The sequence below is a fragment of the Stenotrophomonas sp. GQ19 genome, from assembly GCF_059758695.1.
Genome location: NZ_JCAXES010000002.1, coordinates 696,846 through 710,837, shown reverse-complemented (window position 1 = coordinate 710,837; position 13,992 = coordinate 696,846). Strand labels below are relative to the sequence as shown.

10 protein-coding genes are annotated in these 13,992 nt (G+C 67.9%); 9 read left to right on the top strand and 1 reads right to left on the bottom strand.

Going from position 1 to position 13,992, the window contains the following annotated elements:
* The first annotated feature begins 131 nt into the window (after window positions 1-131).
* Window positions 132-2,117 (top strand): LTA synthase family protein, encoded by a 1,986-nt coding sequence (locus tag AC6CHL_RS07115; protein ID WP_498293991.1) that lies wholly within the window; start codon window positions 132-134, stop codon window positions 2,115-2,117.
* Between the two features lie 355 nt (window positions 2,118-2,472).
* On the opposite strand, the gene AC6CHL_RS07110 is transcribed toward AC6CHL_RS07115, so the two are convergent.
* Window positions 2,473-3,411, bottom strand: coding sequence for a carbohydrate kinase family protein (locus AC6CHL_RS07110; protein WP_038686188.1), 939 nt, complete (start codon window positions 3,409-3,411; stop codon window positions 2,473-2,475).
* Window positions 3,412-3,696: 285 nt separating this feature from the next.
* Here AC6CHL_RS07110 and AC6CHL_RS07105 point away from each other — a divergent pair, with 285 nt between their 5' ends.
* The 8 genes from AC6CHL_RS07105 (at window position 3,697) to AC6CHL_RS07070 (ending at window position 13,913) form a co-directional block, all read left to right on the top strand.
* Window positions 3,697-4,743 (top strand): rod shape-determining protein, encoded by a 1,047-nt coding sequence (locus AC6CHL_RS07105; RefSeq protein WP_038686189.1) that lies wholly within the window; start codon window positions 3,697-3,699, stop codon window positions 4,741-4,743.
* A gap of 129 nt (window positions 4,744-4,872) precedes the next feature.
* Complete coding sequence (gene mreC / locus AC6CHL_RS07100) at window positions 4,873-5,949, top strand: rod shape-determining protein MreC (RefSeq protein ID WP_498293990.1); 1,077 nt, start codon at window positions 4,873-4,875, stop codon at window positions 5,947-5,949.
* On the top strand, window positions 5,946-6,431 hold the full coding sequence (gene mreD / locus AC6CHL_RS07095) for a rod shape-determining protein MreD (RefSeq protein ID WP_038686193.1): 486 nt from the start codon (window positions 5,946-5,948) through the stop codon (window positions 6,429-6,431). Before mreC ends, mreD begins: the two co-directional genes overlap by 4 nt.
* A 1-nt stretch (window position 6,432) precedes the next feature.
* The gene (mrdA, locus tag AC6CHL_RS07090) at window positions 6,433-8,502 is read left to right on the top strand and encodes a penicillin-binding protein 2 (RefSeq protein WP_498293988.1); all 2,070 of its coding nucleotides are present in this window, start codon (window positions 6,433-6,435) and stop codon (window positions 8,500-8,502) included.
* A complete protein-coding gene (gene rodA / locus AC6CHL_RS07085) occupies window positions 8,499-9,611 on the top strand; it encodes a rod shape-determining protein RodA (RefSeq protein ID WP_038686196.1) in 1,113 nt (370 codons plus the stop codon). Before mrdA ends, rodA (AC6CHL_RS07085) begins: the two co-directional genes overlap by 4 nt.
* A 204-nt stretch (window positions 9,612-9,815) precedes the next feature.
* Window positions 9,816-10,946, top strand: coding sequence for a rod shape-determining protein RodA (gene rodA / locus AC6CHL_RS07080; RefSeq protein ID WP_498293986.1), 1,131 nt, complete (start codon window positions 9,816-9,818; stop codon window positions 10,944-10,946).
* 592 nt (window positions 10,947-11,538) lie between these two features.
* Window positions 11,539-12,684 carry a lytic murein transglycosylase B gene (gene mltB / locus AC6CHL_RS07075; protein ID WP_137190388.1) on the top strand — a complete coding sequence of 382 codons (1,146 nt, stop codon included), beginning with the start codon at window positions 11,539-11,541 and terminating at the stop codon, window positions 12,682-12,684.
* A complete protein-coding gene (locus tag AC6CHL_RS07070) occupies window positions 12,681-13,913 on the top strand; it encodes a septal ring lytic transglycosylase RlpA family protein (protein WP_498293984.1) in 1,233 nt (410 codons plus the stop codon). Before mltB ends, AC6CHL_RS07070 begins: the two co-directional genes overlap by 4 nt.
* The last annotated feature ends 79 nt before the right edge of the window (window positions 13,914-13,992 follow it).

Sequence of the window (13,992 nt, the reverse complement as noted above, 5' to 3'; positions counted from 1 at the left end):
GCGGTGGGCGTTGAACGCTGCCGGCGGCAGGTGCGCTGCGCTGGCGGGTGTGTCGGGTAACACGTGGTCGGGTGTGGCCCGCTGCCAGGGATGGGCGCGGCTGTTCGTAGTTCCCTTTCTGGATTCCTTTCATGCTCCGAGCTGTATGGGTGTCGCTGTACCGGCGTCTGTCTCCGATTGCCGCCTTCTTCCTGTTCGGCCTGGTGGCCCTGTCGGTGTCCCGGCTGGGGCTGGCGCTGTGGCATGCCGCGCGGGTCAGCGCGGCCGACGGCTGGGGCACGGTGTTCCTGCAGGGGATACGGGTGGATGTGGCCACCCTCTGCCTGCTTTATGGCATTCCTGCGGTGCTGGCGCTGCTGCTGCCGGTGGACGGGCGGCTGGGCCGCGCCTGGCGCCACCTGCTGCGCGGCTGGCTGATCGCGGCGAGCGTGCTGCTGGTGTTCATGGAGCTGGCCACGCCCAGCTTCATGGCCGAATACGGGCTGCGCCCGAACCGCCTGTTCCTGGAATACCTGATCTATCCCGAAGAAGTCGGGATGACCCTGCTGCGGGGCCACCTGCTGGCCGTGGTGATCGAGGTGACCGCGGTGATCGTGCTGTTCTGGGTGTTGCTGCGCGGCTCGCGCCGCTGGGTAGTGCCCACGCCGACGGTCCCCGTCGAGGCCGGCTGGCTGTGGCGGCTGCCGTTGGCGATGCTGGTGCTGCTGCTGGCCGCCATGGGCGTGCGCTCCAGCCTGGGGCATCGGCCCTTGAACCCGGCGCTGGTGGCGTTCTCCACCGACCCGACCATCAATGCGCTGCCGCTGAACTCGCTTTACACCGTCGGCTTTGCCGCGCGGCAGCTGGCAACCCGCAGCGAAACCTCGCGCGTGTATGGCGACCTGCCGCTGGCCGAGGTGGTCAGCGAACTGCGCGTCACCAGTGGCCTGCCGGCATCGGCGTACGTGTCCGATGACCTGCCGAGCCTGGCGCTGCGCCCGCCGATGCACACGGGCAAACCGCGCAACCTGGTGATCGTACTGGAAGAAAGCCTGGGCGCGCAGTTCATCGGCAGCCTGGGTGGGCGGCCGCTGTCGCCCAACTACGACCGCTTGAGCACGCAGGGCTGGGCGTTCGAGCGGCTGTATGCGACCGGCACGCGCTCGGTGCGCGGGATCGAGGCGGTGCTGACCGGCTTCCCGCCCACCCCGGCCGAATCGGTGGTCAAGCTGCCTGCCTCCCGCCAGCGTTTCTTCACCCTGGCCGATGTGCTGGGGCGGCATGGCTACGACACCGGCTTCTACTACGGCGGTGAAAGCCACTTCGACAACATGCGCGAGTTCTTCCTCGCCAACGGTTTCACCCGCATCGTGGACCGCAAGGACTACCGCAAGCCGGCGTTCGTCGGGTCGTGGGGGGCGTCGGATGAGGACCTGTTCGGCCGGGCCGACCAGCAGTTCCGCGAGTTGAATGCGCAGGGCAAGCCGTTCTTCGGGCTGGTGTTCACCTCCAGCAACCACGATCCGTTCGAATTCCCCGACGGCCGCATCGACCTGTACGAGCAGCCCAAGCAGACCCGCGACAACGCGGCCAAGTACGCCGATTACGCGCTGGGCGAATTCTTCCGCAAGGCGATGGCGTCACCGTACTGGGAAAACACCGTGTTCCTGGTCGTGGCCGACCATGATTCGCGGGTGTTCGGCAAGGACATGGTGCCCATCGCCAACTTCCACATCCCCGGGCTGATCCTGGGCGGTGGCATCGCGCCACGCCAGGACGCCCGCATCGTGAGCCAGATCGATCTGCCGCCGACGCTGTTGTCGCTGCTGGGCATTGCCGATCCCACGCCGCTGGTCGGGCAGGACCTGACCGACGCGCGACGGTTGCAGCCCGGGCGCGCGCTGATGCAGTACGACCGCAACCTGGCGTGGATGGAGGGCAACGAGGTGGCCATCCTGCAGCCGGACAAGCCCGCACAGGGCTACCGCTACGACCCGGCCAGCGACCAGCTGCAGCCGCAGCCGCTGAACCCGGCGCTGGCACGGCGCGCCCACGCCTATGCCATGTGGGGCACGCTGGCCTACGAAAAAGAGCTGTACCGGTTGCCGGAGGAGGCCAAGCCGACGCCCCGGCCCTGAGCCGGGCGGACGGGGCAAGGTTGGGCGTTGAAGCACCCGACAGCCGTGACCCCGACCCTGGTAGGGTCGGATCCCGATCGACTGCCGATGTCGCCCATCGGCGCGACGAACGCCGGATGCCTGCCGCAGCCGCGCGCCGCAATGCACAGCAGCGTTCCCGATCCAGGGCCATGCGTTACAGCAGTGGCCGGCAAGGTCGGCAGTCGATCAGGATCCGACCCTACCAGGCGGGTATTGCGCCCGACGCCGCATGAACCAACAGGTCGCGTCCCACCCTCTGGTGAAAAGCCCCCTTGATGTTCAAGGGGGCGCGCCGACAGGCGCGGGGTTTAGGTGGAATGCGCGGGCAATTTGGTTACGCGTTCAGCGCGTAACCAAATTGCTGCTTGAACTGCTCGTTGAACTCTTCAAACGTGAAGCGCTGGTTCTGCGTGCCCGGGTGTTCCACCTTCAGCGCGCCCATCAGGTTGCCCATGCGGCCGATGGTGAGCCAGTCGAAGCCCTTCTCGATGCCGTAGATCAGGCCGGCGCGGAACGCGTCGCCGCAGCCGGTCGGGTCGACCACGCGACGCTCGTGCGCCGGCGGGATGTCATAGGTCTTTTCCGGGGTGTGGATCACCGCGCCCTTCGGGCCACGGGTGGTGATGTAGGCCTTGACCCGGCTCACGATCGCCTTTTCGTCCCAGCCGGTGCGCTCCTGCAGCAGGTTGGACTCGTAGTCGTTGACCACCACGTAGTCGGCCTGCTCGATGAAGGTGCGCAGCTCCGGGCCGTTGAACAGCGGCATGGCCTGGCCCGGGTCGAAGATGAACGGCACGCCGGCCTCGAAGAACTCCTGGGAGTTCTGGATCATGCCCTCGCGCCCGTCCGGGCCGACCAGGCCCAGGGTCACGCCCGGCACGTCCTTCACGTGGTTCTCGTAGGACCGCATCATCGCGCCCGGGTGGAAGGCGGTGATCTGGTTGTTGTCGTGGTCGGTGGTGATGAACGCCTGGGGCGTGAACAGCTCATCGATCACCTTGACCCGCGCCAGGTCGATGCCCAGGCCCTGGAAGTACTCGCGGTACGGGCCGAAGTCCGAGCCCACGGTGCCCATCGGGATCGGGTCGCCGCCCAGCAGGTGCAGGTTGTAGGCGATGTTGCCTGCGCAACCGCCGAATTCACGTCGCATGCGCGGCACCAGGAACGACACGTTCAGGATGTGCACCTTGTCCGGCAGGATGTGATTCTTGAACTGGTCCGGGAACACCATGATGGTGTCGAAGGCAAGAGAACCACAGATCAAAGCGGACATCGATTAAGGCCTATGCGGAAGGGAGTTTGAGGCCCGCCAGGCGGGCAACGAAACGGCGCCTCGAGGCGCCCTGCGGCGCAAAGGTTAACGGGTGAGGCGGCTTTGGGCCAGAACCGGTGCTGTCCGAGCCGGGTCAAATTCGCCTGAATGGCCGTGAAGGCTGGCTTTGCACCAGATTTGTCCTTGCTCGCGCACAGGGGGATTGCTAGGCTTGTCGACCTCGAATTCTGCCCATTTTTTCGCCATCCCGCGTTGGGCGCGACACCCCTCAGGATCAACTCCCAGATGTTCAAGAAACTGCGCGGCATGTTCTCCAATGACCTGTCCATCGACCTGGGCACGGCCAACACCCTCATCTATGTGCGTGGGCAGGGAATCGTGCTGAACGAGCCGTCCGTGGTCGCCGTGCGCCAGGACCGTGCCATCGGTGGTACCCGTTCCGTGGCTGCCGTAGGCGCCGAAGCCAAGCAGATGCTGGGCCGTACCCCGGGCCACATCACCACCATCCGCCCGATGAAAGACGGCGTCATCGCCGATTTCACCTACACCGAGGCGATGCTCAAGCACTTCATCAAGAAGGTGCACAAGTCGCGCTTCCTGCGCCCGAGCCCGCGCGTGCTGGTCTGCGTGCCGGCCGGCTCGACCCAGGTCGAGCGCCGCGCCATCAAGGAGTCGGCCGAGGAGGCCGGTGCGCGTGACGTGTTCCTGATCGAAGAACCGATGGCCGCGGCGATCGGCGCCGGCATGCCGGTGACCGAAGCCCGTGGCTCGATGGTCATCGACATCGGCGGCGGCACCACCGAAGTGGCCGTGATCTCGCTGAACGGCATCGTCTATTCGGCCTCGGTGCGCATCGGCGGCGACCGCTTCGACGAGTCGATCACCAACTACGTGCGCCGCAACCACGGCATGCTGATCGGTGAAGCCACCGCCGAGCGGATCAAGGTGGAGCTGGGCTGCGCCTACCCGCAGGCGGAAGTGATCGAGATGGAAATCTCCGGCCGCAACCTCGCCGAGGGCGTGCCGAAGATGATCAAGATCAACTCCAACGAAGTGCTGGAAGCCCTGCACGAGCCGCTGTCGGGCATCGTCAGCGCGGTCAAGCTGGCGCTGGAACAGACCCCGCCGGAACTGTGTGCCGACGTCGCCGAGCGCGGCATCGTGCTCACCGGCGGTGGCGCACTGCTGCGCGACCTGGACCGCCTGATCTCCGAAGAAACCGGCCTGCACGTGCAGGTGGCCGATGACCCGCTGACCTGCGTGGCTCGCGGCGGTGGTCGTGCGCTGGAGCTGGTGGACATGCACGGCAACGAGTTCTTTGCGCCGGAGTAAGCCGAACCGGCTGCGCTCCCTGCACGCGCCCCTGCGGCGTGATGCCCACTGCGTGCCTGCCACGCCGGGTATCGCAACGCCGGGGCGTTGTCGCATCCTTCTTTCGTTTTCCTCCAGTCGAAGCCAGTCGTGCCGCCCTACGCCGGTCCCCCCGTAGCCTCCCGCCAGGGCGATGCCGCCAGTCCACTGCGGCTGCTCGCCTACCTGGCCCTGGCCATCACCCTGATCGTGCTCGATGACCAGGCCGGCTGGCTGGCGCGCCTGCGCGCGCAGGCCAACGTGCTGGTGCAGCCGGTATGGGCGCTGGCCGGGTTGCCCGGCAAGCTGGGCACCCAGGTCAAGGACAATGCCGCCAGCCATGGCCAGCTGGTGGAAGAGAACCGCGCGCTGCGCAACAAGCTGCTGATCGCCAACGCCCGCCTGACCCGCCTGCAGACCGCCGCGCTGGACAACGCGCAGCTGCGCGAGCTGCTCAACGTGGCCGAGCGCAGCGGGTTGGACGTGCAGCTGGCGCCGATCCTGGACATCGACCTGGACCCGGTCCGGCAGCGCCTGGTGCTGGCCGCCGGCAGCCGCGACGGCGTGCACCTGGGCCAGGCCGTGATCGATTCGGGTGGCCTGATGGGCCAGGTGATCGCCACCACCGGCAGCAATGCCACGGTGCTGCTGCTCACCGACCCGGACCACGCCGTGCCCGTAACCGTGGCCCGCAACGGCGTGCGCCTGATCGTGTACGGCCGGGGCGACACCCTGGAACTGCGCGACATTCCGCTCAGCGCAGGCGTGGAAGTGGGCGATGAGATCGTCACCTCCGGCCTGGGCGGGCGTTTCCCGGCCGGGTTCCCGGTGGGCAAGATCACCGCGCTGCGCCCCGATGACACCCACGCTTTCCTGGTGGGCGAACTGAAACCGGCCGCCCAGCTCGACCGTGGCCGCGATGTGCTGCTCCTTCGCCCCGGCGCGGCGATTCGGATTCCGCCCAACCTGAGCCTCTCCGGCGAAGCCGGCGGACCGTCGGCGGTACCGTTGCAGGAGGCAGCTGGTACGACGGCCCAGCCCCCGCAGCCAACCACCACCCCGGTAGTGCCGGCCGCTGGCCGGCAACCCTCGCCGGCCCAACCCGTAGCGCCGGACTCTGCCCGGCAACCCCAGCCGGTAGTGCCGGCCGCTGGCCGGCAAGCCCCGCCCGTGGAGAATCGCGAATGAGCCGCCTGCGCGATAAACCGTGGGTGCTGCCGGTCAGCGTGGTGCTGGCGCTGCTGCTGGGCCTGCTGCCGCTGCCGGCACTGCTGCAGCCGCTGCGGCCGTACTGGCTGGCGCTGGTGCTGGCCTACTGGGTGATCGAAGCGCCGGACCGGGTCGGGCTGGGCATCGCGTTTGCCAGCGGCGTGGTCGCCGACCTGCTGTACGGCGGGGTGCTGGGCGAACAGGCGCTGCGCCTGGTCATGCTTACCTTCATCCTGCAACGCTTCCGCGCGCGCATCCGCTTCTTCCCGATGTCCCAGCAGATGCTGGCCATTGGCGGTTTGCTGTTCAACGACCGCATCGTCAGTTCGGTGGTGCACATCGTGGTGGGCGAGCCGACCCTGCCGTGGTCGTACTGGTGGGCCCCGCTGCTGGGCATGGGCCTGTGGCCGCTGCTGTTCATCCTGCTCGACGCGGTCCGCTTCGGGCGTCGCGGGCGCTGACGTGTACGTGCGCCGCCAGGCCAAGAACCCCCACGCCGAGGGCGAACAGTTCCGGCGTCGCGCCGCGCTGGGCTTCCTGGGCGTGCTGGTCTGCCTGCTCGGGCTGGGCGGCTGGTACTTCAAGCTGCAGGTGCTGGACCACGACATCTACGCCACCCGCTCGGAAGCCAACCGGATCAAGCCACGGCCGGTAGTGCCCGGGCGCGGCATGATCTACGACCGCAACGGGCGCCTGCTCGCCGAGAACGTGCCTGCGTTCCGGCTGGACATCACCCCGGACAAGGTCAAGGACATGGACGCCACCCTGGCCGGGCTGGCGAAGATCCTCGCGCTGAGCCCCGAGGACATCGAAACCTTCAACAAGTCGCGCAAGGCGCGCCGCAAGTTCCTGCCGGTCACGCTCAAGCTGCGGGTCACCGATGAGGAAATGGCGCGCTTCGCGGTGGACCGCTGGCGCTACCCCGGCGTGGAGCTGGAGCCCTACCTGACCCGGCGTTACCCATACGGCGACCTGTTCGCCCACATCATCGGCTACGTGGGCCGGGTGGACGACAAGGACCTGGAGATCCTCGGCGAAGGCAATGCCGCGCTGACCCACATCGGCAAGTCCGGGCTGGAGCGTTACTACGAGTCGCAGCTGCGCGGGAAAGTGGGCTACGAGCAGGTCGAGACCAACGTGCAGGGCCGCGCCATCCGCACCATCGGCCGGGTGGCCGCGCAGTCCGGCAGCGACCTGCGACTGTCCATCGACGCCGACCTGCAACGGGCGATGGTGGCCGCGTTCGGCGAGTTCGAAGGCGCGGCCGTGGCGATGGACCCGCGCACCGGCGAAGTGCTGGCGATGGTCAGCCTGCCCTCGTATGACCCGAACCTGTTCGTCAACGGCATCTCGCATGCCGATTTCCAGGCGCTCAACAGCAACCCCTCGCGGCCGCAGTTCAACCGGCTGGTGCTGGGCGGCGTGGCCCCCGGTTCGACGATCAAGCCGCTGATCGGCCTGGCCGGTCTGGACAGCGGCACGCGCAAGCCGGAAGACAAGATCCTCTCCACCGGCATGTTCTACCTGCCGGGCACCTCGCGTGGCTGGGGCGATGCCAACCGCGGCGGCCACGGCTGGACCGACCTGCGCAAGTCGATCACCCAGTCAGTGAACACGTACTACTACAAGCTGGCGCTGGACATGGGCATCGAGCGCTTCGACCAGTACATGGGCTACTACGGGTTCGGCGCGCCCACCGGCATCGATCTCACCGGCGAGATCGGCGGCATCCTGCCGTCGCCGCAGCACAAGTACAAAACGCGCAAGGAACGCTGGTACCCCGGCGACACGGTCAACGTGAGCATCGGCCAGGGCGACTGGAAGGTGACCCCGCTGCAGCTGGTGCACGGGGTGAGCGGCATCGGCAACGGCCAGCTGCGCACCCCGCACCTGGTGATGCAGCAGCGCGCCGGGTTCGACGCCGACTGGACCGCGGTGCCGGCCGGCGACACCAAGCCGGTCAGCCCCAGCCCGGGCAACCTGCAGGCGGTGCGCGAAGGCATGATGGGCACGATGCGCCCGGGCGGAAGTGGCGCGCGCGCCGCGGCCGGCGCGCCGTACACCATTGCCGGCAAGACCGGTACGGCGCAGGTGATCAGCCGCCGCGGTACGGCCGCGGTGAATCCCAAGAGCCTGCCGATGCACCTGCGCCACCGTTCGTTGTTCGTGGGCTTCGCGCCGGCCGAGAACCCGGTGATCGCCGTGGCGATCGCGGTCGAGGGCGGCGGCTACGGTGGCTCGGCGGCGGCGCCGATCGCGCGCAAGCTGTTCGATGCGTGGCTGCTGGGCAAGATGCCCGACGGGCTGGAGCCGCTGGACAGCGAGCGCGGCACCACGGCGATCGGAATCACCGGGTTCGAGAGCAGCGACAACAACGCGCGCGCGGCCGGTGATGCGGCCGCGGCGGTGCTTGAATCGCTGCCGATCCAGGTGGGCCTGCCGGTTGCACCGGCCCCGGTGCCATCGCCGGTGCCAGGCGCCCCGGTGCCCGCCACCACCGCACCGCCCACTGCGCCGGAGCGCTCACGATGAAGGTGTTCCTGCGTTGGGCGACCGACATGGTCGTGCGCTTCAGCAGTTCGCTGGACTGGGTGCTGTGCCTGGCCCTGGGCATGCTGATGCTGATCGGGCTGGCGGTGCTGAAGAGCGCTGGCGGCGACGGGCTGGTGTTCGCGCAGGGCGCGCGCTTCGCCGTGGGCCTGGGCGCGATGTGGGCCATTTCGCGGATGTCGATCCTGCGCATCCGGTCGGCGACGCCGTTGATCTATGCGATCTCGATGATTCCGCTGCTGGCGGTGTTCGTGCTGGGCACGGGCAAGTACGGGCGGCAGTGGCTGGATCTGAAGCTGTTCTACCTGCAGCCGGCGGAGCTGTTGAAGGTGAGTCTGCCGATGATGGTGGCCTGGTACCTGCACAAAATGCCGTTGCCGCCGCGTTTTTCGACGGTGATGGTGAGTGCGGTGATCATCGGGGTGCCGACCGGGCTGGTGATGCTGCAGCCGGACTTCGGGACCGGGGTGCTGATCGCCGCGAGCGGTGCGTTCGTGCTGCTGCTGGCCGGCCTGCCGTGGTGGTGGGTGGGGGTGGCCGTGGGCGGTGTGGCGGCGGCGGCGCCGGTGGCGTGGATCTGGCTGCTGCGTCCCTACCAGAAGGACCGGATCATGATGTTCCTGGACCCGGAGATGGACGCGCTGGGCGCCGGCTGGAACATCATCCAGTCGAAGATCGCGATCGGGTCGGGCGGGTTCGACGGGAAGGGCTGGGGGCAGGGCTCGCAGTCGCACCTGAACTTCATTCCCGAGCAGACGACGGACTTTGCGTTCTCGGTGCTGAGTGAGGAATTTGGCTGGATCGGCGTGGCCACGGTGCTGGCGCTGTATCTGGTGGTGATCGGGCGCTGCCTGTGGATCGCGTCGCAGTCGCGGGATTCGTATTCGCGGTTGTTGGCCGGCGCAACGGGGTTGGCGTTCTTTGTGTATGTGCTGGTGAACGGCGGCATGATTTCCGGGCTGTTGCCCGTGGTGGGCGTGCCGATGCCGCTGATCAGCTACGGCGGCACGTCGGCGGTGTCGCTGCTGGCCGGGTTCGGGCTGGTGATGGCGGCACGCAGCCACCAGCCGGTGCACGGCGGCTACGGCTGACGCGTAGCGCCGGGCGCTGCCCGGCTGCTCTTCTGTATTAAAACGACAACATGACCCACCGCGCCCGTGCGCGGGTTGGGCCTGACTCAGCTTGCCCACCGAGCCACATGCTACGGTCGTCCGCTTGCGCCGGACCGCTCGGGTCCGCTTTTTGTTGCCGTGTCGCCGTTTGCTTTGCGTCGCGCATTTCCAGGAGTCGCCCGCATGGTCGAACACCTGCAGCGCGTACGCGCCGCGTTTCATTTCTTGCTGCATTCGCTGGACCTTCCGCTGTTGGTCGCGTTGTGCCTGCTGATGCTGGCCAGCCTGGCGGTGTTGCACAGCGTGGAAGGGCCGGTGCAGGCGCAGGCGATGCGCTATGCGGCGGGGCTGGCGGCGATGTGGGGGTTGTCGCGGCTGCCGGTGCTGCAGTTGCGGGCGTGGTCGCCCTGGATCTATGCGGTGTCGCTGCTGCCGTTGTTGGCGGTGTATGTGGTGGGCACGGGAAAATACGGGCAGCGCTGGTTGAACCTGGGCGTGTTCTACCTGCAGCCGTCGGAGCTGCTCAAGCTCAGCCTGCCCATGATGATGGCCTGGTACCTGCACCGGCAGCCGCTGCCGCCGCGGCCGAAGGTGGTGCTGGTGGCCGCGTTGTTGATCGGAGTACCGGCGGTGTTGATCCTGCTGCAGCCGAACCTGGGCACGGCCACGCTGGTGACGGCCAGCGGGATGTTCGCGCTGCTGTTGGCCGGCCTGCACTGGGGCTGGGTGGCGCTGGCGCTGGGCGGGGTGTCGGTGGCGGCACCGCTGGCGTGGTTCGGGCTGCTGCGGCAGTACCAGAAGGACCGCGTGCTGACCTTCCTGTATCCGGAGAATGATCCGCTGGGTACCGGCTGGAACATCATCCAGTCGCGCATCGCCATCGGGTCCGGTGGGATGCACGGGAAAGGCTGGGGGCAGGGCACCCAGGCCGCGCTGGATTTCCTGCCGGAGTACACCACCGATTTTGCGTTCTCGGTGCTGGCCGAGGAGTTCGGCTGGGTCGGAGTAGTGGCGGTGCTCGGGCTGTTCCTGTTCGTCATCGCGCGCTGTCTGTGGATCGCGGCGGGCACCCGCTGCGGCTACTCGCGATTACTGGCCGGTACGACCGGGCTGGTGTTCTTTGTCTATGTGCTGGTCAACGGCGGAATGATCTCCGGGCTGCTGCCGGTGGTGGGGGTGCCGATGCCGCTGATCAGTTATGGCGGCACGTCGGCGGTGTCGTTGCTGGCGGGGTTCGGGCTGGTGATGGCAGTGCAGGGCAGGCAGCCGGTCCACGGCCGCCAGCGCCACCGTCCGCTTCCAACCGCCGCGTAACCGGTAGTGCCGGCCGCTGGCCGGCTCCTCCAGATGCTCGACCCCCGACGCCCCCAGCAGCGCACCCGTTTCGCAAAATTGCGGAATTCGCGTCATCTGCTGTCGTGTTTGGTGCAGGTTTCGTCAAGAAAGTGGCGCAAAAGTGAGATGTGGCGCACACATATGACGTCACTTGATCCTGATCAATGGACTTGTCGTAAACGGCCTGCACAATGGCGGCCCGTCAGCAGGGTGCAGTGAGCCAAGCGCTGCATCTGGGGAGCTCGACGGGGAGTAGTTGACCTTACGGGTACAAGGAGCGAGGCGCGCGCTGGGGAGTTGCGCGCCGCGCTGGTACCGACCTGGTCGGTTTGGCCGGTTGCGTCCATGGGGATGGGGGCGCAGCCGGCACGACCTCAGTGGCCATGGGGCCCGCACGTTTTGAACCCGTAGCCCAGCTGCCGCTGATCAGTACGCGGCGCTTTATCTGAATGGGGATGTGATCCCCATCGAAATACACATCGCCTTAACGACTCGGCACTGACTGCCGCAATTCGTTGTGATTCATGGTGTTAGGGGTTTTAATTCATCCTTGACCTGCTAACCTGCCGCGATGATTCGACGCACTCTGGCCTGCATGCTCACGCTCGGTTTGGTCGCCTGCGCGACCCAACCGCCCTCTCCGTCACCGTCACCGCAGGCATCGGGTGCACCGAACAAGCCGGTGCCCGGGCAGAAAGGCCCGGCCGAAGCCGCGCCGGAAGCCGCTGCGGCCACCGCTGCGCCGGTCGACCTGACCCCGGTGCCGTTCGAGGTGGCCCGCGCCAACTTCGTGCGTGATACCGCCCAGCGCTACGGCATTCCGGCCGCGCAGATCGAGGCGACGCTGGCCCAGGCGCAGATCCGCGACCCGATCATCGCCGCGATGTCGCGCCCGGCCGAACGGGTCAAACCGTGGAACGAGTACCGGCCGATGTTCATCAGCCAGGCCCGGATCGACGGGGGCCGGAAATTCCTGGCCGAACACCGCGATGAACTCACCCGCGTGCAGCAGCGCACGGGCGTGCCGGCCGAAGTGATCGTGGCCATCATCGGCGTTGAAACCAGCTATGGCCGCAATACCGGCAGTTATCGCGTGCTCGACGCGCTGTATACGCTGGCCTTCAAGTACCCGCGCAGCGGCGACCCGGCCAAGCTGGAACGCGAGGTGCGCCGTGAACTGTATTTCCGCGATGAGCTGGCGCGCCTGTTCGCGCTGACCCGCGACGAGAAGCTGGACATCACCGCGATCAAGGGCAGCTACGCCGGTGCGATGGGCATGGGCCAGTTCATGCCGTCCAGCTACCAGGACTTCGCGGTGGACGGCAACGGCGATGGTCGCCGTGACCTGTTCAACAGCTACGACGACGTGTTCTCCTCGATCGCCAATTACTTCGTCAAGAAGGGCGGCTGGGTGCGCGGCGGCCCGGTTGCGGTACCGGCCACGCTGGCCGCGGGGCGCGAGGAGTTCAACCCCACCGAATGGGCGCCCACCTGGACCCTGTCCGCGTTGGCCCAGCGCGGTTACCAGCCCAGTGTCACCGTACCGGCCGGGCTGACCGCCACCCCGATCACGCTGGAAGGCAGCACCGGCAAGCAGTACTGGCTGGGCTTCCAGAACTACTACGCGATCACCCGTTACAACCTCTCCAAGATGTACGCGATGGCCGTGTTCCAGTTGTCCCAGGCCATCGCCGGACAGGAGTTGCCCCCGGCATGAACGCACGCGCACGCTGCAGATGGCTGGTCCCAAGTCTGCTGATCCTGGCGCTTGCCGCCTGCAGCAGCGCGCCCAAGAAGCCGGCCACCGCCGGTAGCGCCAAGCCCGGTGGCACCCTGGTGCAGGGCAAGGGCAAGGGCGGACGCCCGGCCCATTGCCCGGATGGCTCGCCGTACAAGGCGGCCACCGAAGATCCCAGCACCCGCGGCGACTATCGCGCCGGCGGGCTGTACAAGCCGGGCGTCAACGACAGCACGCCCACCTACATTCCGAACGTGGCCTGCATTCCCGAGCCGGACGTGGTCGCCCTGCCGCGCTCGCCGGTGGGCAACAAGTCGCCGTACGTCGTGCTGGGCAAGCAGTACCAGGTGCTGGACAAGACCAGCGGCTATGCCGAGAAGGGCACCGCCTCGTACTACGGCGCCAAGTTCCACGGCCGGCTGACCTCCAACCGCGAGGTGTACGACATGTACGCCTTCACCGCCGCGCACAAGACCCTGCCGCTGCCCAGCTTTGCCCGGGTGACCAACCTGGACAACGGCGAATCGGTGATCGTGCGGGTCAACGACCGCGGGCCGTTCCATGATGGCCGCGTGGTCGACCTGAGCTACGCCGCCGCCGTGCGCCTGGGCATTACCCAGCGCGGCACCGGCAACGTGGAAGTGCGTGCGCTCAGCCCGGGCGACGACAACCTGCTGGTCGACAAGCCCTCGCGCCGCGAGCGGCGTGCCGCGGCCGCCGCCAGCGTGGCCAGCGCCGCGCCGGCGCGCACGCCCAGCGACATGGACACGCTGGTGGGCCGGCTGCCGTCGCCGTCGACGGCGTCACCCAGCGCGGGCCGTCCGGCCGCTACCCAGGCCGCACAGATCGACAATGCCCCGGTCACGGTGAGCGCGCTGCCCGCCGCCCCGGTGGCCGTTGCCGCCGCCGCCCGCCCGGCACCGCGCCCGGCAGCGGCCGCCACGCCTGTCCCGGGCAGCACCCTGCAGCAGCAGGTGGGCAACGTGTTCCTGCAGGTGGCCAGCTTCGCCAGCCGCGACAACGCCACCCGCGCGCTGGGGCAGTTGTCCTCGGCCGGCATCGTCGGGGCCAGCATCAGCGACATCGTCAGCGGGGGCCGCACCCTGTGGCGCCTGCGGGTTCCGGCCGCCGACCACGCCAGTGCGTCGGAACTTGCCGGCCGCATCGTGGGTCTGGGCTTTGGATCGCCGCAGATCGTGAAGGATTGACCGGCACGGCGGCCCCGCCGGCCGCCACACGCCGCACCGTTGCATGGGCCTACAATGGCCCACCCCTCTTTCCACCTTG

Excerpts from the sequence above, each read along its gene's own strand:
- AC6CHL_RS07115 (WP_498293991.1), top strand. The coding sequence starts at position 132 with ATGCTCCGAGCTGTATGGGTGTCGCTGTACCGGCGTCTGTCTCCGATT.
- AC6CHL_RS07110 (WP_038686188.1), bottom strand. The coding sequence starts at position 3,411 with ATGTCCGCTTTGATCTGTGGTTCTCTTGCCTTCGACACCATCATGGTG.
- AC6CHL_RS07105 (WP_038686189.1), top strand. The coding sequence starts at position 3,697 with ATGTTCAAGAAACTGCGCGGCATGTTCTCCAATGACCTGTCCATCGAC.
- mreD (WP_038686193.1), top strand. The coding sequence starts at position 5,946 with ATGAGCCGCCTGCGCGATAAACCGTGGGTGCTGCCGGTCAGCGTGGTG.
- rodA (WP_038686196.1), top strand. The coding sequence starts at position 8,499 with ATGAAGGTGTTCCTGCGTTGGGCGACCGACATGGTCGTGCGCTTCAGC.
- rodA (WP_498293986.1), top strand. The coding sequence starts at position 9,816 with ATGGTCGAACACCTGCAGCGCGTACGCGCCGCGTTTCATTTCTTGCTG.
- mltB (WP_137190388.1), top strand. The coding sequence starts at position 11,539 with ATGATTCGACGCACTCTGGCCTGCATGCTCACGCTCGGTTTGGTCGCC.
- AC6CHL_RS07070 (WP_498293984.1), top strand. The coding sequence starts at position 12,681 with ATGAACGCACGCGCACGCTGCAGATGGCTGGTCCCAAGTCTGCTGATC.